Below are 22,187 nucleotides of genomic sequence, written 5' to 3'. Positions count from 1 at the left end.
ACGTAGCCCGCGAGCATCGGCTCCCGCGAGCTTCTCAGCCCCACAGCCTCACGAAGGAGATACACAATGACCACGGTTTCACCGCTCACCCCCGAGCAGTTCCGGCTGCAGTTCCCCGCCCTCGACGATGCCCCGCACTTCGCGAGCTGCAGCCAGGGCGCACTTTCTGATCGCCTGGCCCACACTATGCAACGCATGACGGCCGGCCTCATCGACTCCCAGGCGCCGTGGGGCGAATGGGTCGGCAAAGTCGAGCAGTACCGATCGCTCGCCGGCGCCTTCCTCGACGTCGACAGCGAACACGTTGCGGTGCTGTCGTGCGCGTCTGAGGGCGCGTTCCAGACCGTCTCATCGCTTGACTGGAGTGGTGAGCGTAATCGCCTCGTCACGTCCGACCTTGAATTCCCGTCGGTCGGTAACGTGTGGCGCGCGCAGCGATCCGGTATCGACGTCGTGAACGTCGAAGGCATCGAGGCAGCACTGCACGCCGAGAACTGGATCGCCCTGATCGACGAGCGCACGAAGCTCGTATCGATTCCGCTGGTGAGCTACATCAACGGCACGCGCCCCGAGATCGAGCGCGTTATCGCGCACGCCCACTCGGTTGGCGCGCTGGTCTTCGTCGACGCATATCAGGCCGCAGGTGTACTCCCGTTCTCGGCGACCGAACTCGACTGCGACTTCCTGGTGACCGGCAACCTGAAGTACCTGCTCGGCCTGCCGGGTATTGCGATGCTCTACGTCAAGGACTGCGTCGGTGTCGAGCACCCCGCTGGGCTCACCGGTTGGTTCGGGCGCGTGAACCCGTTCGCGTTCGACGCGGCAGGGGTGGACTACCCCGACAACGCGCGACGCTTCGAGATGGGCACGCACCCGATCCCCTCAGCGTACGCGGGCGTAGCCGGATTCGAGACAGTATCGCAGGTCGACCCCGACACCGTGTGGAATCACGTCGTCGGCCTACGTGAGCGCCTGGCCGAAGAACTGGGCAGCCTCGGCTTCGACCTCGACTACCCCGAGGACGCAGCACACCGCGGCCCGCAGGTGGCCATTCGGGTCGAGGATCCGGACGCGCTCTCAGCGAAACTCGCCACGCACCGGATCGGGGGCTCGCCACGAGGCGAACGCCTGCGTCTCTCGCTGCACGCCTACTCGGCAGACCGCGACATCGACGCACTCGTGAAGGCGCTGCGGGCGTAGTCGCAACTCACGACAGTAACTGAAAAGCCCGGCCGAGGCCGGGCTTTTCAGTATCCCATTGTCAGGGAACCGAGGCCAGGACGGCCTCGGAGTAGGCTACGAACGATGAGAAATCATCGTTCGCTATACGCCTACTCCCACTCAATAGTCCCCGGCGGCTTCGACGTGACGTCGAGTACCACCCGGTTGACCTCCGGGACCTGGTTCGTGATGCGGTTGGAGATGCGGGCGAGCACCTCGTAGGGCACGCGCGTCCAGTCGGCCGTCATTGCGTCTTCAGATGACACCGGGCGCAGCACGATGGGATGACCGTAGGTACGTCCGTCGCCCTGCACGCCCACGGAGCGCACGTCGGCCAGCAGCACGACGGGGCACTGCCAGATCTCGCCGTCGAGGCCGGCCGTTGTGAGCTCAGCGCGCGCGATGGCGTCCGCCTCGCGGAGTACCTCAAGGCGCTCGCGAGTAACCTCGCCGACAATACGAATGCCGAGGCCGGGGCCGGGGAAGGGCTGGCGGCCGACGATTGCCTCGGGAATGCCGAGCTCGCGACCGATCGCCCGCACCTCGTCCTTGAACAGCGCGCGCAACGGCTCGATCAGTTCGAAGTCGAGGTCCTCGGGCAGGCCACCAACGTTGTGGTGCGACTTGATGTTGGCCGTACCGGCGCCACCACCGGACTCGACAACGTCGGGGTACAGGGTGCCCTGAACCAGGAACTTGATCGGCTCCCCCTCGGCCTTCGCTTCGGCGACGAGATCGCGCTGCACCTGTTCGAACGAGCGAATGAACTCGCGGCCGATGATCTTGCGCTTCTCTTCTGGGTCGGTAACGTCCGCGAGGTGACCAAGGAACGTGTCAGCCGCCTCGACGGTGATGAGGCGCACGCCGGTCGATTCGACGTAGTCCTGCTCAACCTGCTCGCGCTCACCCTTGCGCAGCAGTCCGTGGTCAACGAACACTGCAGTGAGTTGGTCGCCGATTGCCTCGTGCACGAGCGCGGTCGAAACGGCCGAGTCGACGCCGCCGGAGAGTGCCGAGATAACGCGCGCGTTGCCGACCTGCTCGCGAATGCGCGCGATCTGCTCGGCAATGACGCTGCCTGCGTTCCAGTCGGGGGCGATGCCCGCGACGTGGTGCAGGAAGTTCTCAAGGATCAGCTGCCCGTGATCGGAGTGCTTCACCTCCGGGTGCCACTGCACGCCGTAGAGCTTGCGCTCGGCTGATCCAAACGCCGCCACCGGGGTGACCGCGGTCTTCGCGAGCACCTCGAAGCCGGCCGGAGCCTGCTGCACGGCGTCGCCGTGGCTCATCCAGACGTTCTGCGCGGCCGGCTGGCCGCCCATGATTGCACCGCCGTCGCCCACGAGCTCCGCGTCGGTCGCGCCGTATTCGCGGTCGCCGGTGTTCCCGACAACGCCGCCGAGGGCGCGCGCCATAACCTGGAAGCCGTAGCAAATGCCGAGCACGGGAATGCCGAGGTCGAAGACGCTCGCGTCGAACGTCGGCGCGCCCTCTTCGTACACGGACGACGGGCCACCCGAAAGCACGATGCCGAGCGGGTTACGATCCCGAACTTCTTCGGCCGTGATCGTGTGAGCCACGAGCTCGGAATAGACGCCCGCCTCGCGCACGCGGCGCGCAATGAGCTGCGCGTACTGCGCACCGAAATCAACTACGAGAACGGGTCGGTGGTCCGTCTCCGGCTGTTCTGACTGAGTCGCCATTATCGCTCCAGTGAGCCTTTCGAAGTGGTCGCGGACGAGGCCGCGGCGGGTGGGGTTGATGCGTCGGACGCGAGCGCGCCCTCACGAGAATCAAGATAGCCGTTCACCTGGCGCACGATGCGAGCCTCAAGAATGAACGACATGAAGGGGATCACGCCGCCCAGCGCGATCAGGATGAACTTGCCGAAGCCCCAACGCATCGGGCTCCACAGCAGGAAGTCCGACATCAGATACACGACGTAGAACCAGCCGTGTGCGATCAAGATCGCCTTGAACAGATCAAACCCGGTCGCCTGGAAGTCCGATTCGAGCCCCTCAGGAGCGAGCTCATAGAAGTGGGCGAAGCCGTCCTCTGTGAACAAGTAGAGCTGCACGTTGAACACGTACTTCATCACCATCACTGCGCAGAGCAGCAACAGCATGACGCCGGTAATCACCGAAGTCACCTTGTAGAAACTCAGCGCCTTACGAATGCGCGGGTAGTCGGCGGGCTTGGGTTGCAACTGCATGAGTTCCATTCTACGGCTGGCATTCGACGCCGCAGAACGGGCGTCAGGGCAAGCGATCAGGCTTCGGAGTCTGCTGTGGGATTCGTTTCGGGATTCGATTCGGCGTCCCGTTCTGCTTCTGCTTCGAGCAGCATCATTTCGTGCTCTTTCTCCCACGCATCTCGAGCGAGGCGGTACCAGAAGAAGATCGCAAAGCCGCCAAACACGAGCCACTCGAGCGCGTAAAACACGTTCAGCCAGTTCACTGCGTCGACGGGCAGCGGGGCGACTGAATCAACAGGGTCAAGATCGGCCGCCGCAATAACGGCGCGCGAACCTGCGTCATCGTGCAGCACGAGATACCCCGAGTAGACGGGGCCCGAGACCTCGCTCCACAGGTTCGCGAGCGCGGCGGGCGTCATGGCGTGCATGGTGAATGGATCTTCGTCTGAATCCGGCGCTTGCGGAGCCTCGGGCGGCATGTAGCGCCCGGTGATTTCGAGGGATCCAAGCAGTTCGGGATCGGCGGCGAGCACCTTTGCCGCGCGTTCGGCGTCCGCGACGGTCGGCGCCCAACCCACCGCAACGGATAGGTTCGCGCCGGGCGCGGCATGCGGCCCCTCGGTCGCGAGTCGCCCAACAACCCAGGCCCCCGTAACGCCAGCATTGTCACGCGGCGAGACGACGTCGAAGTCGTCGGCGACGAATGCACCGTTCAGTGTGACGACGACGCCGGCGCCCGCATCGGTGACCCCTTTGTCAATCGCCGCGACATCCGCGAGCGGTCGCACGGCTTCGGTGTCGATCTCCGCTTGCTGCTGTGATTGCACGGCGACGCCCGCCTGCCACTGCGCGAGCGCAGAGAACAGCACGGCGATGCCGAGTGCGAGCAGCAGCGCCAGAATCCAGCGCGGTCGCCGCATGACCTGCGCGAGTGTTGGCTCACCCAGGTATTCAAGCTTGCGTCGTGCCACCTGCGGCTCAGCGCTCGGCGTAGACGACGCCCACGCGCTGGAACTCCTTGAGCTCCGAATAGCCTGTGGTCGCCATCGCACGGCGGAGAGCACCCATGAGGTTCGCGCTGCCGTCGGCGACGTGCGCCGGGCCGTTTACGATCTCGGCGAGCGGTGCGACCGCGCCGACCTGCACGCGCTTACCGCGCGGCAGATCTTCGTGATGCGCCTCCTGACCCCAGTGCCAGCCGCGACCGGGCGCCTCATCCGCTTTCGCGAGCGTGGAACCGAGCATGACGGCGTCTGCGCCACAGGCGATGGCCTTGATCAGGTCACCTGAGGTACCGAGCCCGCCATCAGCGATCACGTGCACGTAGCGGCCGCCCGACTCATCGAGGTAGTCAGAGCGGGCGCCGGCGACGTCGGCGATCGCGCTCGCCATTGGTGCGCGAATACCGAGAGTGGCGCGCGTCGTCGATGAAGCGCCCCCGCCAAAACCGACGAGCACACCTGCGGCGCCCGTGCGCATCAGGTGCAGCGCCGACTGGTACGTGGCAGCTCCCCCAACAACGACGGGAACGTCGAGCTCGTAGATGAACTGCTTGAGGTTCAGGGGCTCGCGTCCCTCCTTCGCCACGTGTTCGGCGGAGACCGTGTTGCCGCGAATCACGAACAGATCGACACCCGCGCGAACGACGGTCTCGGTGAACTCGGCGGTGCGGTGCGGTGACAGTGCCCCAGCAACCGTCACGCCAGCCTCACGAATCTCACCGAGTCGCGCGGTGATGAGCTCGGGCTGAATGGGCGCAGCGTACAGCTCGCGCATGCGCGCGACCGCGGCGATCTCATCGGTGATACCGGCCAGTTCTTCGAGCAGCGGCTCGGGATTCTCGTGCCGCGTCCACAGTCCTTCAAGGTTCAGCACGCCGAGGCCGCCGAGCTCGCCGAGGGCGATTGCGGCGGCGGGTGACATCACCGAGTCCATGGGTGCGCCCAGCACGGGGATGTCGAAGTGGAACGCATCGATCGACCAAGCGGTCGAGACGAGCTCGGGGTCTCGTGTGCGACGCGTCGGCACGATACCAATCTCGTCGAAGGTGTACACGCGACGTGCCCGCTTGCCGCGGCCGATCTCGATCTCGTTGCTCACGTGTCCAGTCTATCCATCAGCGGCTGGGTGCACCGAGCGCCGGCCCTGCGGAGGTCTGCGGCAGGGCCGCATTTACTTCAAGGCTTCGGCCCACCTATCGCAGTGACGCACGGTAGCCAGCAGCTTCGGCCGCCCACGTCGTAGAGAAGCACTCCTCGGGCTTCGTGCGGTTGTAATAGGCTCCGCCAGGAACGTGGTAAATGTGCGAGCTCGCGTTCCCCTTGATCGGCGCCCAGGCCGGGCAGTTCCATCCTTGGCCCGGCGTGCGAGACGGGTACTTCACTCTGGCTGACCCCTTCGACGTGCGTGATTCAGAGGCGTAGCCGCTCTTGGAGCCGGAGACGCGCACGCTTAAGGAGCTGCCGACGTCGGCAGCTCGCACCCCGTACGACGGCGAAGTCGCACCCGAAATCGCGGAACCACCGCGATACCACTGGTACTTCAGTTTCGTGCCGGATGTCCACGATCCCGATACCGCGGTGAGGCGCGACCCCACTACTGAACTGCCTGAAATCTTCGGCTTCGCTGCCCGCATCACGAGGGGCACGTGCCGCGCAACAGATGTCTTCGACTCTGACTGGTACCCGGTTTTCGACCCTGTTACGCGTACCGATACCCGCTTCCCAGCATCACTCTTGGTCAGCGCGTAGGTCGCACGCGTCGCGCCAGAAATTTCCTTACCCTCCCGTAGCCAGCGATATGAGAGCTTGGGCTTTTGCGGGCCCCAGGTGCCCGCCTGCGCGGAAAGCGTGGATCCGACACGGTCTGTCCCGGTTACCTTCGGGGTCGCCGGCCGAAGCAGTCGCAGTATTTGCTTCGCGCTTGATGTCGCGGTGGCAGTCGTATAGCCAGGCAACTTGCCAGTCAGCGTCACCGTAATCTTGGCGCCACCGTCAGCGGCCACCAAGCGATATGTTGCCGACGTGGCGCCCTTGATGGCCGCTCCGTTGCGTTTCCACTGATACGTGAGCTTCGCGCCCGCCGACCAGGCGCCGCGTTGTACAGAGAGGCTCTGCCCGACAACCGCACTCCCAGTCAGCTTGGGCGTCGACTTCTGAAGCGCTCCGGCCGCAACCGCTTTCGGCAGTGCTGCGGTCGCCGTCGCGACCTCGTACCCTGTCGAACGACCAGTCACCTGGACAGTGACCCTGGCACCAACATCGGCGGCGATAAATGCGTAGCTCGACCGCGTGGCGCCGGCGATCGCGGCACCGTCGCGCTTCCACTGATAACTCAGCGCGGCGCCCGATGGCCAGTTAGCGACAGCAGCGCGTGCAGTCTGCCCCATTTGAAGCTTCCCTGTGATCACGACCGTTCCCGCGCGCGCAGCGCCGAGACCCACGAATACGTCGCTGGAGGTTGCAACCGTCGGCCCGTGGCTGGAGCCCGCGAGTGTCGCACTGACCCGTGTGGATATTCGCGTCTTCGCGTCGGATGGTGTCAGCGTGTACGTCGCATTCGTCGCGCCAGGAATTGGCTGCCCATCCCGCAACCATTCAACGGCGGTGGTCGGGCCCAGCGGTCGCCAATCTCCGACAGAAGTTTGCAGCGTTCCACCGACGACCGGGGTGCCTGAAATCTGCGGTGCAACGGTGTTCTTCAGCCCTTCAGGGCGCACCTCGACCGTGCCCAGCTCCGTTGCTGGATCATCGAGCCATGCGACCCAGGTGCCCGGCGGCGTCGCGCCCGTGACTGCGGCCGTGCCTTCCCATACAGCAAACGCATCAGCGCTCTCGGCGACGTGCCAGTTTGATAGCGCGACCGTCGCGTCCGACGTGACGTGCCGCAGCATCCCCGACGGCGTGGTCTCGCCTTCGAGAGAAACGGTGACGGTCACAGTTTGGGATTCGTCGCTGATCTCCATCACCGACGGCGAAACACTCGACGAGGTTACGGCCGCGCTCGGCGTGCCGGTTTGCTCGGTGTCGGTTTGCTCGGTGCCCAACTGCCCGGTCGCGAAAGCTGGAGTGGCCCCGAAAGTAGGCACGAGCACACCCGCTGCGAGAGCGAGCGTCATGCCAGCAGCGAAAAAACTTGTTCGAAGCGCCCGTGGGGCAAGATGAGAGACCGGATTCAGGCGCATAGGGGCGAGCCTAGTGATTCTGCGCGGAGCACTCACCGACGCCGATCACATTCATCCTTGATTTCACCCTCCGCAGACGCAACCGGGGCCCGAACCGAAATCGGTCCGGGCCCCGGTTGGACCTGTCAGCGTTGCGCGAGCGGTCTACCGACGGTAGTTCGGTGCTTCGACCACCATCTGCACGTCGTGCGGGTGCGATTCTTTCAGCCCGGCCGAGGTGATGCGCACGAAGTTGCCGCGCTCCTTCAGCTCAGTGATGGAGCGTGCACCGACGTAGAACATCGACTGGCGCAGGCCGCCGATCATCTGGTGGCTCACCGCTCCGACGGGGCCGCGATAGGGCACCTGGCCCTCGATGCCCTCTGGGATGAGCTTTTCGTCGCTCGGCACATCGGCCTGGAAGTAGCGGTCCTTCGAGTACGAGGTGCGCTCACCACGGGTCTGCAGGGCGCCGAGGGAGCCCATGCCACGGTAGTTCTTGAACTGCTTGCCGCCGACGAACACGAGGTCGCCGGGGCTCTCATCGGTGCCCGCGAGCAGCGATCCCATCATCACCGACGATGCACCGGCCACCAGCGCCTTGGCGATGTCACCCGAGTACTGCAGCCCGCCGTCTGCGATGACCGGGACACCTGCAGGCGTTGCGGCTTTTGCTGCTTCATACACGGCCGTGACCTGGGGCACACCCACGCCTGCAATGACGCGCGTGGTGCAGATGGAACCCGGGCCGACACCAACCTTCACCGCGTCGGCACCAGCCTCGACGATTGCTTTTGCGCCAGCGTAGGTCGCGACGTTACCGCCGATCACGTCGACCGCTGCAAACGCCGGGTCGGACTTGATCTTCGCGATGATGTCGAGCACACCCTTGCTGTCACCGTTAGCGGTGTCGACAACGAGCACGTCAACACCAGCGTCGACGAGCTCGCCAGCACGCTTCCAGGCATCGCCGAAGAAGCCAACCGCCGCGCCGACGCGCAGCCGACCGGCCTCGTCCTTGGTTGCGAGCGGGTACTGCTCTTCTTTGTCGAAGTCCTTCACGGTGATGAGGCCGGTGAGGCGCCCCTCGCCATCAACGAGCGGCAGCTTCTCAATCTTGTGCTTACGGAAGATCGCGGCGGCGTCTTCGCGGGAGATGCCCCGCGGCCCCGTGATCAACGGCATTCGGGTCATCGCGTCTTCGACTCGCACCTGCGAACGATCCTTCAGATCGATGAAGCGCATGTCGCGGTTGGTGATGATGCCGAGCAGCACATCGTTCGAGTCGACCACCGGCAGGCCGGAGACGCGGTACTCGCCGCAGAGCGCATCGACCTCAGCGACCGTGGCATCGACCGACGTCGTCACGGGGTTCGTGATCATGCCGGCCTCGCTACGCTTCACCCGGTCGACCATTTCGGCCTGATCCTGGATTGAAAGATTACGGTGCAAGATGCCGAGGCCGCCGTAGCGCGCCATCGCCACTGCCATCCGGGTTTCGGTGACCGTGTCCATCGCCGCTGAGATGAGCGGAATGTTCAACCGAATGCGACGCGTGAGCTGCGTAGCAGTGTCAGCCTCACTGGGGATGACGTCGGTGTGCGCGGGCAGCAGCAGCACATCGTCGTAGGTCAGACCGGTGAACGCGAAGGGGTCACGCTGTTCCATGGAACCTCTATCTGTGTGGTGGGTGGGACTCTCAGAGATTCGCGGGCGACCGGGATGCGGCGCCCGTACCGTGTCTCAGTCTAAGGGAATAGGGGCGGTGTTGATCTGCGCCGTCGGCGAACGGCGAATCTGGATCACCATGTCGACGATCAGGATCACGAGCGCGATCCACACGCCGATGAACCCGATCCAGCGTCCCGTCGTAATCTCTTCGTGGGTGACGAGTGCACCGTAGAAGAAGGCAATAATCGGGGTCAAGAACTGCAGGAAGCCGATATACGACAGTGGCAATCGGCGGGTGGCCTCTCCAAAGAGAATCAGGGGTACTGCCGTCACGATGCCGCTGAACAGCACCAGCGTCGACACTCCCGTGCCGAATGTGAAGGCCGTCAAACCCGTCGTCGCCGCGATCACCCCGAGTTGCACCGCTGCGATCGGCAGAGTCGCAAACGTCTCGATCGTGAGCCCGGTAATGCCATCGACGGATTCGCCAGCGTGCTTATGCACCGCACCGTACAGACCAAACGAGAGTGCGATGCCGATCGCGATCCAGGGGAAAGAACCATAGGCGACCGCAGCGATCACGACGCCCACACCCGCTATGACCACCGCAATCCACTGCAACCGGCTGAGTCGTTCCTTGCGGAAGACGACACCGATCAGAATGGTGAACAGCGGATTGATAAAGTACCCGAGCGCGGTCTCGAGCACGTGGCCGGTCATCACGCCGATGATGAAGATTTGCCAGTTCGCGTAGAGGAACAGGGCTGACAGCGCGAACCAACCGAGCAGCCGAGGGGCGCGCAGGATCACACGAACGCGCGACCATCCTCGCGTCGCAGTGACGAGCAACAGGCAAAAAATAAGCGTTGTGGCTACTCGCCACGGCACAACCTCGAGCGGGCCGACCATCGCAATGAGGCCGAAATAGAAGGGGAACGCGCCCCACCAAAGGTACGCGCCGAGACCGAATACGAGGCCGGCACGTGTTCGCTGCATCGAAATAGTCTACTGCCGGGCTGCCCGCAAAAACGACAGCGCCCCCGATGATCCGTCCGGATCATCGGGGGCGCTGAGAAACGCTCCGCTGTTAGCGGGTGACGACCGCGAGAATGTCGCGAGCCGAAAGCACGAGGTAGTCGTCGCCGCCGACCTTCACCTCGGTGCCACCGAACTTCGAGTAGATCACGATGTCGCCGACGGAAACGTCGAGCGGGATACGGGTGCCCGAGTCAGAGACTCGGCCGGGGCCCACTGCAACAACCTCGCCCTCCTGGGGCTTTTCCTTGGCGCTATCGGGAATCACAAGACCGGAAGCGGTGGTCTGCTCTGCCTCGACCTGCTTGATAACGATACGATCCTCGAGCGGCTTAATGGCGACCGACACGGTTGACCTCTTTCCAATGTCTGAAGTGGTTACACGCCCGCCCATGCGAGCGCGTCTACCTACAGAGTCTATGGCTCTCGTTGGCACTCGTGCAAGGGGAGTGCCAACGTGTCGGGCCGGGATCGCCGACAGCGAACGAAACCGGGTGCCTAGAATGGGTATACGCCCTGCGATGGCTCCACCGACAGGCCCGTCGCGTGCACCATGCAATTCGACGCCTACCGATGGAGAAGCCATGTCAACACCGCAGTTTCCCGAGCAGCCCACCACTCCCCTCCCTGATTTGAGCCAGTCCCAGAATCAGACTCAGCAACTCGGCCAGGCGCAGCCCCAGGGTCAGCCCTACGGCCAGCCGAGCCAGCCTTACGGCCAGCAGGCCCAGCCGACCACACAGCAGCCGACGAGCTACCCAGCTCAGCCCGCGCAGCCCGCGTACGAAGCTCAGTACGCTGCCGTTCCCACTGGCACCACGCTTGACAAGACGAACACGTTCGCGTTCCTCGCAATCATCCTCGCCTTCCTCAGCCCCATCGCTGGCATCGTGTTCGGCCACATGGGGCTCAGCCAGATCAAGCGCACCGGCGACGCCGGCCGCGGTATCGCGCTGACGGGTCTGATCATTAGCTACGCCTACTTCGTCTTCGTGCTGCTCTTCTTCATCTTCTACATTGGGCTCCTCATCACGGTATTTGCCGGTCTCGGCAGCGCAATGTCGGGGCTCGATTCGTACTCCTCGTACTGAAAATGAGTGATGCGCTGAGCGCATCGGCGCGGCTCCGGAACACAGTTCCGGAGCCGTCTGCCGTTTCTACGGGTCCGCCGCCCGGCTGGGACTGGCTGCTGAGTCCGGAAGGGCTCGCTTCCCTGACCGAGGTGAGCGCGAATCTCGCTGGCGGCACTTCCGTCGACGCAGAGAACCGGCGATTACGCGCCGCTGGTCGCGCTCCCGAGGAGGTCGCGGCACTGCTGACACAGGCGAAGCTCCGCGAGAAAGCTGTTTCAAAGTTCGGCGGCCTCGCCAACGAACTGCTGTTCACCCAAGCAGCGCTGGAACAGGCGACAAGGATCGCGGTCGCCCGGGGTCATGCCGCCCGCTTCGCAGTCGCCGGGTGCAAGCGAGTCACCGACCTCGGCTGCGGCATCGGCACAGAGTCCATCGCACTTCTTGAACACGGCGTGACGCCGTCACCAGTCGAACTCGACCCGTTCACCGCGCGTGTGGCACAGCACAACCTCGCAACCGTCGCGGCTCGGCTCGAAGTCGCAGCACCGTCGGTGTGTGCGGCCGATGCGACTTCGGTGCGACTGGACGACGTAGACGGCGCATTTCTCGACCCAGCCCGGCGTACCGCCGGGCACCGCGATACTCGCCGAATCGCTTCCCCCGACGATTACTCACCCTCGCTCACCTTCGCTTTCGACGTCGCTGAGCGGCTACCAACGGGCGTCAAGCTCGGGCCGGGTCTTGACCGTTCGCTCATTCCGGATCACGCCGAAGCCCAGTGGGTGTCCGTCGACGGACACGTTGTCGAAACGGCACTGTGGTTCGGGTCCCTCGCGCGCCCAGGCGTCGCGCGAGCAGCGCTCGTGCACCGTGCTGGGCACACGCACGAGATGACCGCTGCGGCCGACGCTCCGGATGTGGATGTTCGTACGCTCGGAGATTACCTCTACGAACCAGACGGTGCGGTGATCCGCGCTCGCTTGATCGGTGCACTCGCGATCGAGCTTGGCGCCGGAATGCTCAGCGACGGGATTGCCTATCTCACCGGAGACACGCACGTCGAGTCGCCGTTTGCACAGTCGTTCCGCGTACTCGAGCAACTTCCGGCGAAAGAAAAGGAGCTGCGCCGGGCGCTTTCGGCGCGCGGCATCGGCACCCTCGAGATCAAAAAACGCGGCACTGACGTTGACCCCGCAATGCTGCGCAAGCGGCTGAAGCTCAGCGGCCCAGAGAGTGCCACCATCGTGCTGACCCGCGACGCGAGTGGCAGGCACATCGTGCTCCTTATGGAGCGCTGCTAAAGCTTCGGACAAACAGATGGCGGGCCAGAAACCAAGGTTTCCAGCCCGCCATCTGGGTGCTCGTGATCAGGAACGACGGATCACGAGCCAGCGTTCACGAGTGAGCGCTGGTTAGTAGTTAACGCTCGAGCACGAGACCGTCTGGCCGGCAATCTCGGCGGTGTCAGCGCCATTGGCACACTGATCGACGGCGCTGAGGCCAACGCTCAGAGCAACAAAGAAGAAGATGGTGACGATCACGCCGATGACGAACGCGATAGCACCGGTGATGATACCGGTGAGCGACAACCCCTTCGACTGTCCCTTGCGCAGCGCGAGGATGCCGAGGATCAGCGCGATGATGCCGCCGACGGCACCGGCGATCGGAACCCAGCTGAAGATCAGGCTCAAGATGCCGAGGATCAGAGCGGTGAGGGCGAGACCCTTCGCCTGCGTCGGCGCGCCACCGTAAGCGGGCGGCGTTGGGGCAGAGCTGTACGAGGGCGCCGATGGCGCGGCAGGAGCGGACGGTGCGGGCGGCACCGGGTTCGATTCGTGCTCGTTTCCGGGCAGGTTGTCAGACATGAGTCTCCTTCGGTTGGTGATAAATAAGGCGTTTCCCCAATTCGCTCTTCAAAGATAACGTTCAGGTTCGCTGTTTGCCTATATTTCGCTCGCGCGTGGTGAGCCCTTGACTTGGCTGCGCCATGGATTTAGCGCATGTGCACCTGCTGCACGGGCAAGGTGGAATCTGCGCCGAAGCCCAGTCCGGACGGCGCGTGGCCCGCCGCGACCAGCTGCGCACCAAGCGAAGCGATCATGGCACCGTTGTCTGTGCACAGCGACAGTGGCGGCACTCGCAGCTCAACGCCTGCCGCTTCAGCCCGCTCCGCCGCAAGTTCTCGCACGCGCGCGTTTGCCACGACGCCGCCGCCCAGCAGAAGACGAGGCACGCCTAAATCGCGGCAGGCTGCGATGGCTTTTGTAAGAAGCACATCTGCGACAGCCTCCCTGAAGCTGGCGGCGACATCCGCGACCGGCACCTCGTCGCCGGCGGCGACACACTTCTCAACCCATCGGGCGACCGAGGTCTTGAGACCTGAGAACGAGAAGTCATAGCGGTGCCGCTCCAGGTCTTTCGGCAGTGTGAGACCGCGCGGAAAACGTATCGCGTTCGGGTTGCCGTCAGCCGCAACCCGATCGATCTGCGGGCCACCGGGGTAGGGCAGGCTTAGCACGCGCGCCACCTTGTCGAATGCCTCCCCCGCAGCGTCATCGATCGTCTCGCCGAGCAGTTCGACGTCGTCGACTAGATCGCGCACGAGAAGCAGCGACGTGTGTCCCCCGGAGACGAGAAGTGCGACCGTGGGCAGTTCAAGCTCCCCCGGCTCGCCGACTGCACCCCTCAGACCCTCGCCGCGCAACAGGTCGGCGCCCACGTGCCCGACGAGGTGGTTCACCGCGTAGAGGGGTTTGCCGAGCGCGATAGCCAGAGCTTTGGCCGCTGCGACGCCGACCATGAGCGCGCCGGCCAAGCCGGGACCTGAGGTCACAGCAATCGCGTCGAGTTCGTCAAGCGCAACACCCGCGTCGGCGAGTGCCCGCTGAATTGTCGGGGTCATCGCTTCGAGGTGGGCGCGGGCCGCTACCTCGGGCACGACGCCGCCGTAGCGCGCGTGCTCGTCCATCGACGAGGCAATCGCGTTCGCGAGCAGTGTGCGACCGCGCACGATGCCGACGCCGGTCTCATCACAGCTCGTTTCGATACCGAGCACGAGCGGTTCGGTGATGGTCATCTCTCTCCCTCGGTTCCTGGCGCGAGCGCAGCGCGGGATCGTGTATCGAGGCGCATGATGACGGCATCGACGTTGTCGGGCTGGTAATAACGCGGTCGCACGCCGATGTCGGCGAAGCCGAGTGACGCGTAGAGCCGTTGCGCAACGGGATTGTCCGCGCGCACTTCGAGAAACACCTCGCGCACCCCGCGCTCCATTGCGTCATCAATCAGTGCGGTCATGAGGCGCCGACCCTGGCCGGTCCCCCGAAAACTCGGATCAACCGCGATCGTCTGAATGTCTGCCTCGGTGCCGACGGCAAGCAGGCCACCGTAGCCGACGATCTCACCACCGTTCGCGATGAGTACGAGATACGTCCGGTGATCCGCCGCGAGCTCTTCGCGCATCATCTCGCGGCTCCACGCGTCAGCCCCAAACACGGAGGTCTCTATCTCCCAGACGGCTTCGAGGTCGGCGAGCGTCGCGACTCGCAGATCGAGCGCGGGCACAGATTCGGTCACGTCGACACCCGTTTCGGAGCCGAGGGCTGGGCAACGTCTGGGGCCCTCAGGTACAGCGCTCGATCGTCGTCGAAGTCTCGGCCCGATGCGAGTCGTCGCGCTGCAAGCCGCACGAGTGATGCGGCGGGGATGCGCTCGGGCCACACATCGCCTGGCAACTCGACGTAGTCGGCTCGAGTCACCAGACCCGGCCCAGCCGCCCGCTCGGGAATTCCGGCCCAATCGAGACCCCTGAATTCAGTTACGAACAGCTCACGTCTTCGCGCGTCTTGCACCACTCGCACGCTCGCTGCTGCACCATGCTCAAGCACATTGAGAGCGACAGCCTCGTGCCCCTGCACCGGAAGCAACGGCACGCCGCGGCCAACGGCGAACGCGTGCGCCGCAGCGATACCGACCCTGAGACCGGTGAACGGGCCCGGGCCGATGCCCGCGACAACTCCGGTCACCCTCGCGGGTGCCGCCCCAGATACCCGAAACACCTCATCGAGCAGGCTACCGATTGCCTCGGCGTGTCCCCTGGGGTCATCGCTTGCAACCACGTGCACTTCGCCGTCGACGCCCAGCGCGACGGTGGTTCCGATCGCCGTGTCGATGGCGAGCAGCACGTGCCCCCCGAGTTCTGGCGCGGTGACGATCATCGCAGTACTCCCCCGGCCCAGCGGGGCCCGTATCCGGTAATAGTGATGTGTCGGGGTTCAACGAAGGCCTCTGACCAGTCGACACTGTCGGTGCCGTCCGGCTGGTCGGCTTCGTCGCCGCTCCCCTCGGTTCCATTCGGGCGCTCAATGACGAGCTCCAACCAATCAGCGCGAGTGTCGACAATGCCGGCGCCCCACTCTGCAACGACCACTGATCCGTCGAAGTCGAGATCGAGGTCGTCGAGTTCGTCTGGCCCCGAGAGCCGATACGCGTCCACATGCACGAGGGGCGCACCACCGACCAGCGACGGATGAGTGCGGGCGAGCACGAACGTCGGGCTCTGAACGGGGCCGCGCACGCCGAGCCCCTCACCGATGCCACGTGTCAGCGTCGTCTTACCCGCGCCCAGCGGCCCGGTCAAGATCACGAGGTCGCCCGCACGAAGCACCCGCCCGAGCATCACACCGAGCTCGTGCATGGCTTCAGGATCGGACGCCTCGTGCGCCTCCACGACGCCAAGTTCGTCGGTCACAGCGTCGACCCCGTAGCTTTCGTTTCTCCAGCGCGTGCTTCCACGACGACGAACGCGGTCGCAATGCCACCATCGTGCGTCATCGAAACGTGAGGCCACGCCGCCCCGACCCGGGCGAGAGCGTGCGTGAGACGATCGGTGAGAACAAACCGGGGCGCCTCGTCGACCGCTCGAGTGATCTCCATGTCGTGCCAGCGCAGGCCGTCGGATCCGCCGAGCGCCTTGATCAGCGCTTCTTTCGCCGCGAACCGCGCCGCGAGCGAATGCAGCGGGCGATCTCGCTCGGCTTCAGTGAATAGCCGACCTCGCAACTTCGGGGTGCGCGCGAGCGTACGCTCGAAACGAGCGATATCGACCGTGTCGACGCCGATTCCGAGAATCATCACCCGCTCCTCACGCGTCGTGTTCACGTGAACACGACGCCCCGAACCTATTCGACCGTGACCTATTCGACCGTGACCGACTTCGCGAGATTGCGCGGCTGATCGACGTCAAGACCCTTCGCCGTCGACAGTTCGAGCGCGAACCACTGCAGCGGAACAACCTGCAGCAGCGGCTCGAAAAGCGCGTCCGCGAGCGGCAATCGCACGACATCGTCTGCGTACGGCAGCACGGCGGTGTCGCCCTTTTCAACGATGGCGATGATCCGCGCACCGCGCGCTCGAATCTCCTGGATGTTAGAAACAACCTTCGAGTGCATCACGGGCGACGTGCGCGGGCTCGGCACCAGCACGAAGACCGGCTGGCCGTGATCGATCAGCGCGATCGGCCCGTGCTTGAGCTCACCGGCAGCGAAGCCCTCCGCGTGAATATACGAGATCTCCTTCAGCTTGAGCGCGCCCTCGAGCGCAATCGGGAAACCGACGTGACGGCCCAGGAAGAGCACCGAGCGAGTGTCCGCCATCCAGTGTGCGAGCTGCGCAAGCTGTTCGCGGGAGTCGATGGCCTCGGCCATCTTCGCGGGAAGCGACTCGAACTGATTGATCGCCTGCGCCTGGTCCGCCGCCGAGAGCGTGCCGCGCACGCGTCCCAGGTGCAGGCCAATGAGGTACAGGGCGGTAATCTGCGCGACGAACGCCTTGGTCGACGCCACAGCGACCTCGGGGCCCGCGTGGGTGTACACCGCGGCGGCAGACTCCCGAGGGATGGTCGCGCTCTGGGTGTTGCACACCGAGACGGTGGTCACACCGCGCTCGATAGCGTATTTCACGGCCATCAGCGTATCCATGGTCTCGCCCGACTGGCTGACCGAAATCACCAGCGTGCGGTCCGAGATCACCGGGTCGCGGTAGCGGAACTCATGGCTGAGTTGCACGTCGACGGGAATGCGCGCCCACTGCTCTATGGCGTACGCGCCCACCTGACCCGAGTACGACGCCGTGCCGCACGCGACAATAATGATGCGGTCGATCTCGCGCAGTCGATCATCGCCGAGCGCTGTGAGCTCGGGAATCTCGACGCCAGCACTCGACAACCGGCCGCGCAGCGTGTTTCCGACGGCTTCAGCTTGCTCGCTGATCTCCTTGGCCATGAAGGACGACCAGCCGCCCTTGTCCGATGCATCCGCATCCCACTCGATCTCGAATTCATCGAACTCGAGTGGAGCACCAGCGAAGTCAGTGAGGCGTACCTCATTTGGCGTGATGATCGCGATGCTGTTCTCGTTGACAGCGACCGCCCGTCGTGTTGATGACACGAACGCTGCCACGTCTGAGCCGAGGAAGTTCTCACCGTCGCCGAGTCCGATAACGAGCGGCGAATGGTGGCGGGCGGCCACAACCTTGCCCGGCTCGTCGCGGTGCATTGCGAGCAGCGTGAAGGTGCCGTGCAACCGGACGACAACGGCGCGGAAGGCGGTTTCGAGATCCTGCTGACGACCGTACTCGAGCCCGAGCAGTGCGGCAACGACCTCTGTGTCGGTCTCACTCAGCAACTCGATGCCGGCGGCCTCAACCTCAGTGCGCAGCTCTGCGAAGTTCTCGACGATGCCATTGTGGATGACGGCGAGTTTGCCGTCATCACCCAGGTGAGGGTGCGCATTGGCGTCCGTAGGGCCGCCGTGCGTAGCCCAGCGGGTGTGACCGATACCGGTACCGGCGGCCTCAAGCGGGCTCGCTTCGAGCAGCTCTTCCAGACGCGCGAGCTTGCCCGACCGCTTGCGGACAGAGAGAGCGCCCGTTGTATCAATGACCGCGACACCGGCGGAGTCGTATCCGCGGTATTCGAGACGCCGAAGGCCATTGAGCAATACCCCAAGAGTGTCGTTGGGGCCAACATATCCGACGATTCCACACATGCCGCCTAGTTTAGTGGCACCATTGATGCACGATGACCCAGAACACCTCCCCGGCCAGCGCCGCGGTCACAACCGACACGCACGCACTCATTCGCCCTGAGTTCACCTCGCCGTTCACGGAAATCGGTCGTGACGAGTGGGCCCGTCTCGCCGGCGAAACGCCAATGCCGCTGACCGAGGGTGAGATCGCTGCGTTCCGCGGGCTCGGTGAACCGCTCGACCTCGCTGAGGTGTCGCAGGTGTATCGCCCGCTCAGCCGACTCATCAACCAGTACGCCATCGCGGCCCGCGAGATGCACCAGCGCACCCGCGGATTCCTGCAGCGCGGAGATGAACAACAGAGCCCGTTTGTAATCGGGATTGCCGGGTCGGTCGCGGTCGGCAAATCAACGGTGGCAAGGATCCTGCGCGATCTGCTCGCGCGCTGGCCCGAAACGCCGCAGGTCGAACTCATCACCACCGACGGTTTCCTCTACCCGGCCGCCGAGCTTGAGCGCCGGGGTATTGCGCACCGCAAAGGCTTCCCGGAGTCATACGATCGACGCGGTCTGCTCCGGTTTGTGTCGCAGGTGAAAGCCGGCGTCGCCGAGGTGCGAGCGCCGCACTACAGTCACATCGTCTACGACATCGTGCCGGGTGAATACACCGTGGTGCGGCGTCCCGACATCCTGATCGTCGAGGGCTTGAATGTGCTGCAGCCGGCGTCCATGGATCACCCGCTCGCGGTCAGCGACCTGTTCGACTTTTCCGTCTACGTCGATGCCCGCTCATCGGACATTCAGCGTTGGTACCGGCACCGATTCCTGAAACTGCGGGAGAGCGCATTCGCCGACCCCTCCTCGCACTTCCGACGCTTCGCAACCATCGACGATGACGCCGCACTCGCGATCGCGGATGAGTTCTGGACGAACATCAACGAGCCAAATCTTGTGGAGAACATTCGCCCCACGCGCGCCCGGGCCAGTCTCGTGCTCCGCAAGGAGTCGGATCATCGCGTCCAAAAGGTGCTGCTGCGCAAGCTGTGAGGCACCTGCACGTCATGCGGACCCTCGTGTCGAAGGCATCGTCTACGCTGATTCATATGCGTCGTCAACGTCTCACCAGGAGCACCGCAGTCGCGGCGCTCGCCGCTTCCCTGGTGCTCGCGGGCACGCTCCCGGCGATCGCCTTCGATGGTGCGACCAGTGACGACCCGAGCTCGTACCCCACCTGGGAAGAAGTTCAGGCCGCGAAGGGTTCAGAGTCTGCGAAGAAGGCTGAGTACACCCGACTGCAGGGCGCGTTGAAGCAGACTCAGTCAGATGCGTCCGCCGCCTCGTCGGCCGCGGCTGACGCTCACGGCGCAGCTCGCGAGGCCGCGACCGCCCTCGCTGACGCCACGGCACGCCAGGATGCGCTGCAGGAGCGGGCGAAACAGGCGGAGCAACAGTTCGACACAAACGATGAGGCGGTAGGCCGCATGGTGTCGTGGATGTACACGAATGGCAGTGGCCTCGCGAGCGCCGGTGCGCTCGCGACCTCCGACAACCCAGAAGAGTTCATGTCGAAGTTCAGCATGTCCTCGCAGGTGTCTGGCACGTGGAACGGCATTGCCGAGCACGCGCAGGCCGAGGTGAACAGTGCAGCCACACTTCGTGAGCAGGCTGAAGCAGCCGAGGCCGAACGGAAGCGCCTCTCCGACGAGGCCGACGCTGCGGCCGCGGCGGCCGACCAAGCACAGCAGAACGCCGACGCCGCCGTGGCGCTCGCCGGAGACCGCAGCGACACGGTGTACAAGCAACTCGCGAGCCTGCGTGGCACGTCGGCCGAGACGGAGCGGCAGTACCAAATCGGCGTGCAGGTAGCCGCGCAGGCTGCGGAGCAGGAACGTCAGCGCGAGGAGGCGGCTCGGCAGGAACAGGAGCGCCAGCTCGAGCAGAATGCAGGGAGTGATGGCTCTGGCGGTGGCGGCGGGGGTGGCAATGATGGCTCGGGCGGCGGATCAGGTGGCACCGGCGGAACCGGCGGCGTCAGCGTCGACCCAGCGGGCGCGCAGGCGCACGCGCGCGCGGTGCTCGGCGCCTATGGCTGGGGCGACGACCAGTTCTCCTGCCTGGTCTCGCTCTGGACTGGCGAGTCAGACTGGCGCGCCGACGCGCTAAACCCGTATAGCGGCGCCTATGGCATCCCGCAGGCGCTGCCCGCAGAGAAGATGGCCACGGCGGGCCCCGACTGGCTCACCAACGGCAACACTCAGGTCGACTGGGGCCTCGCATATATTCAGTCTGTCTACGGCAGCCCGTGCAACGCCTGGGGCACCTGGCAGTCCCGCAACCCGCACTGGTACTGACCCGCTTCGGTGAGACATTCGGCTTCGGTGAGATGAGTTTAGCTCGAACCGACCCACCGAAGTCGAATATCTCACCGAAGCGAGAGCCCCCAGCTAGACAGCGAGGCGTTCACGCACGACCTGAGCAAGGTCGTCGGCGAGCTGCTGAGCCTGGTCGACGTGCTTCGCCTCGACCATGACACGCACGAGTGGCTCGGTGCCAGAGGGGCGAAGCAGCACCCGGCCATTGCCAGCGAGTGCGAGTTCGGCCTGATGCACTGCCTGCTGCAGCACTTCATCGCCGTGCACTCCCGTGCGATCGACACCGCGCACGTTCACAAGCACCTGCGGGTACACCGTCATGCACGAGGCGAGTTCCGCGAGCGTCTTGCCGCTGCGCACCATCTCGGCGGCAATGTGCAACCCGGTCAAGATTCCGTCGCCGGTGGTCGCGTGGTCGCTCATAATGACGTGACCCGACTGCTCCCCGCCGAGCGAGTAGCCTTCTGCGTTGATTGCTTCGAGCACGTAGCGATCGCCCACTCCGGTCTCGACGACGTCGATTCCGTTGTCGGCCATCGCCAATTTGAGACCCAGATTCGACATCACAGTCGCGACGAGCGTGTTTCGAACAAGCTTGCCCCGGCTTGCCAGCGACAGCGCGAGAATCGCCATGATCTTGTCGCCGTCGACAAAGGCGCCCGTGGCGTCGACCGCGAGGCAGCGATCTGCGTCGCCGTCGTGCGCAATGCCAAGGTCGGCCCCGTGTTCGATCACGGCAGCAGCGAGCGGGCCGAGGTGCGTTGACCCAACGCCGTCGTTGATGTTAAACCCGTCAGGGTCGTTTCCGATGACGGTCACGCGAGCGCCGGCATCGGTGAAGACGTCCGGCGAAATGCCCGCGGCAGCGCCGTGGGCGCAGTCAAGCACGACGTGCAGGCCATCGAGGTTCATGCCCTCGAGCGTGCCGAGTAGGTGAACGAGGTAGCGATCCTCAGCGTCCGCGAACCGGCGGATGCGGCCGACCTGGCGACCCGTAACGGCGACTATGCTGCCGTCCATTGCCGCTTCGATTTCGTCTTCGACGTCGTCAGCGAGCTTGCGGCCGCCCTCGGCAAAGAACTTGATGCCGTTGTCGGGCGCAGGGTTGTGCGAGGCCGAAACCATGACCCCAAAATCGGCGCCGGTGTCTGCGACGAGATAGGCAGCAGCCGGGGTCGGAATCACTCCAGCGTCGAGCACGTCAACCCCGGCCGATGCCAGGCCAGCGGAGACGGCGGCTGATATGAATTCGCCAGAGACGCGCGGATCCCGCGCAACCACGGCTACAGCACGACGGCTCTCGCCTCGGGCAGAACGCCCGAGAACGAGAGCCGCAGCGCGCGCAAGGCTGAGGGCCAGCTCGGCAGTCACATCGACGCCAGCCAGCCCTCGAACCCCATCGGTGCCAAACAGGCGTCCCATGTGCAGGAAGCCC

Annotated in this window: 21 protein-coding genes; 5 read left to right on the top strand and 16 right to left on the bottom strand. The window is 64.7% G+C overall.

Annotation, left to right across the window (positions count from 1 at the left end):
* The first annotated feature begins 66 nt into the window (after positions 1-66).
* Positions 67-1,200, top strand: a complete 1,134-nt coding sequence (locus tag ACFWHR_RS05400) for an aminotransferase class V-fold PLP-dependent enzyme (RefSeq protein ID WP_382447237.1) — start codon at positions 67-69, stop codon at positions 1,198-1,200.
* Between the two features lie 131 nt (positions 1,201-1,331).
* On the opposite strand, the gene guaA is transcribed toward ACFWHR_RS05400, so the two are convergent.
* The 8 genes from guaA to groES form a co-directional block, all read right to left on the bottom strand.
* Positions 1,332-2,924: a glutamine-hydrolyzing GMP synthase gene (guaA, locus tag ACFWHR_RS05395; RefSeq protein ID WP_382447236.1), complete on the bottom strand. Its 1,593-nt coding sequence runs from the start codon at positions 2,922-2,924 to the stop codon at positions 1,332-1,334.
* Positions 2,924-3,433 carry a DUF3817 domain-containing protein gene (locus ACFWHR_RS05390; RefSeq protein ID WP_382447235.1) on the bottom strand — a complete coding sequence of 170 codons (510 nt, stop codon included), beginning with the start codon at positions 3,431-3,433 and terminating at the stop codon, positions 2,924-2,926. The genes guaA and ACFWHR_RS05390 overlap by 1 nt, the downstream gene beginning before the upstream one ends.
* A gap of 56 nt (positions 3,434-3,489) precedes the next feature.
* On the bottom strand, positions 3,490-4,386 hold the full coding sequence (locus ACFWHR_RS05385; protein WP_382447234.1) for an SURF1 family cytochrome oxidase biogenesis protein: 897 nt from the start codon (positions 4,384-4,386) through the stop codon (positions 3,490-3,492).
* Positions 4,387-4,393: 7 nt separating this feature from the next.
* Positions 4,394-5,515, bottom strand: coding sequence for a GuaB3 family IMP dehydrogenase-related protein (locus ACFWHR_RS05380; protein WP_382447233.1), 1,122 nt, complete (start codon positions 5,513-5,515; stop codon positions 4,394-4,396).
* Between the two features lie 94 nt (positions 5,516-5,609).
* On the bottom strand, positions 5,610-7,532 hold the full coding sequence (locus ACFWHR_RS05375) for a hypothetical protein (protein ID WP_382447232.1): 1,923 nt from the start codon (positions 7,530-7,532) through the stop codon (positions 5,610-5,612).
* A gap of 210 nt (positions 7,533-7,742) precedes the next feature.
* Positions 7,743-9,245, bottom strand: coding sequence for an IMP dehydrogenase (gene guaB, locus ACFWHR_RS05370; protein ID WP_382447231.1), 1,503 nt, complete (start codon positions 9,243-9,245; stop codon positions 7,743-7,745).
* 75 nt (positions 9,246-9,320) lie between these two features.
* A complete protein-coding gene (rarD, locus tag ACFWHR_RS05365; protein ID WP_382447230.1) occupies positions 9,321-10,244 on the bottom strand; it encodes an EamA family transporter RarD in 924 nt (307 codons plus the stop codon).
* Between the two features lie 91 nt (positions 10,245-10,335).
* Positions 10,336-10,632: a co-chaperone GroES gene (groES, locus tag ACFWHR_RS05360; RefSeq protein WP_130453663.1), complete on the bottom strand. Its 297-nt coding sequence runs from the start codon at positions 10,630-10,632 to the stop codon at positions 10,336-10,338.
* Positions 10,633-10,867: 235 nt separating this feature from the next.
* Between groES and ACFWHR_RS05355 the strand changes: the two genes are divergently transcribed.
* Both ACFWHR_RS05355 and ACFWHR_RS05350 read left to right on the top strand, forming a co-directional pair.
* Positions 10,868-11,374, top strand: a complete 507-nt coding sequence (locus ACFWHR_RS05355) for a DUF4190 domain-containing protein (RefSeq protein ID WP_382447229.1) — start codon at positions 10,868-10,870, stop codon at positions 11,372-11,374.
* A gap of 122 nt (positions 11,375-11,496) precedes the next feature.
* The gene (locus tag ACFWHR_RS05350; protein ID WP_382447756.1) at positions 11,497-12,657 is read left to right on the top strand and encodes an SAM-dependent methyltransferase; all 1,161 of its coding nucleotides are present in this window, start codon (positions 11,497-11,499) and stop codon (positions 12,655-12,657) included.
* Positions 12,658-12,768: 111 nt separating this feature from the next.
* Here the strand turns inward: ACFWHR_RS05350 and ACFWHR_RS05345 are convergent, their stop codons facing one another.
* From ACFWHR_RS05345 to glmS, 7 genes are all read right to left on the bottom strand, one after another.
* Positions 12,769-13,221 (bottom strand): DUF4190 domain-containing protein, encoded by a 453-nt coding sequence (locus tag ACFWHR_RS05345; RefSeq protein ID WP_382447228.1) that lies wholly within the window; start codon positions 13,219-13,221, stop codon positions 12,769-12,771.
* A gap of 128 nt (positions 13,222-13,349) precedes the next feature.
* Entirely contained in the window at positions 13,350-14,432 is a 1,083-nt protein-coding gene (gene tsaD / locus ACFWHR_RS05340; protein ID WP_382447227.1) for a tRNA (adenosine(37)-N6)-threonylcarbamoyltransferase complex transferase subunit TsaD, read from the bottom strand.
* Positions 14,429-14,932, bottom strand: a complete 504-nt coding sequence (gene rimI, locus ACFWHR_RS05335) for a ribosomal protein S18-alanine N-acetyltransferase (RefSeq protein WP_382447226.1) — start codon at positions 14,930-14,932, stop codon at positions 14,429-14,431. Before rimI ends, tsaD begins: the two co-directional genes overlap by 4 nt.
* Positions 14,929-15,573: a tRNA (adenosine(37)-N6)-threonylcarbamoyltransferase complex dimerization subunit type 1 TsaB gene (gene tsaB, locus ACFWHR_RS05330; protein ID WP_382447225.1), complete on the bottom strand. Its 645-nt coding sequence runs from the start codon at positions 15,571-15,573 to the stop codon at positions 14,929-14,931. The genes rimI and tsaB overlap by 4 nt, the downstream gene beginning before the upstream one ends.
* Positions 15,570-16,052 carry a tRNA (adenosine(37)-N6)-threonylcarbamoyltransferase complex ATPase subunit type 1 TsaE gene (gene tsaE / locus ACFWHR_RS05325; protein ID WP_382447755.1) on the bottom strand — a complete coding sequence of 161 codons (483 nt, stop codon included), beginning with the start codon at positions 16,050-16,052 and terminating at the stop codon, positions 15,570-15,572. The genes tsaB and tsaE overlap by 4 nt, the downstream gene beginning before the upstream one ends.
* A gap of 50 nt (positions 16,053-16,102) precedes the next feature.
* Positions 16,103-16,489: a holo-ACP synthase gene (locus ACFWHR_RS05320; protein WP_382447224.1), complete on the bottom strand. Its 387-nt coding sequence runs from the start codon at positions 16,487-16,489 to the stop codon at positions 16,103-16,105.
* Between the two features lie 62 nt (positions 16,490-16,551).
* Positions 16,552-18,402 (bottom strand): glutamine--fructose-6-phosphate transaminase (isomerizing), encoded by a 1,851-nt coding sequence (gene glmS / locus ACFWHR_RS05315; protein WP_382447223.1) that lies wholly within the window; start codon positions 18,400-18,402, stop codon positions 16,552-16,554.
* Positions 18,403-18,434: 32 nt separating this feature from the next.
* Here glmS and coaA point away from each other — a divergent pair, with 32 nt between their 5' ends.
* Positions 18,435-19,427 carry a type I pantothenate kinase gene (coaA, locus tag ACFWHR_RS05310; protein ID WP_382447222.1) on the top strand — a complete coding sequence of 331 codons (993 nt, stop codon included), beginning with the start codon at positions 18,435-18,437 and terminating at the stop codon, positions 19,425-19,427.
* Between the two features lie 56 nt (positions 19,428-19,483).
* Complete coding sequence (locus ACFWHR_RS05305; RefSeq protein WP_382447221.1) at positions 19,484-20,731, top strand: coiled-coil domain-containing protein; 1,248 nt, start codon at positions 19,484-19,486, stop codon at positions 20,729-20,731.
* Positions 20,732-20,824: 93 nt separating this feature from the next.
* On the opposite strand, the gene glmM is transcribed toward ACFWHR_RS05305, so the two are convergent.
* Entirely contained in the window at positions 20,825-22,174 is a 1,350-nt protein-coding gene (gene glmM / locus ACFWHR_RS05300) for a phosphoglucosamine mutase (protein ID WP_382447220.1), read from the bottom strand.
* Positions 22,175-22,187 lie beyond the last annotated feature (13 nt).

It is taken from the genome of Leucobacter sp. NPDC058333 (assembly GCF_042726155.1).
In the GTDB taxonomy this organism is placed as follows: domain Bacteria; phylum Actinomycetota; class Actinomycetes; order Actinomycetales; family Microbacteriaceae; genus Leucobacter.
This window is presented reverse-complemented; position numbering and strand designations above follow the sequence as displayed.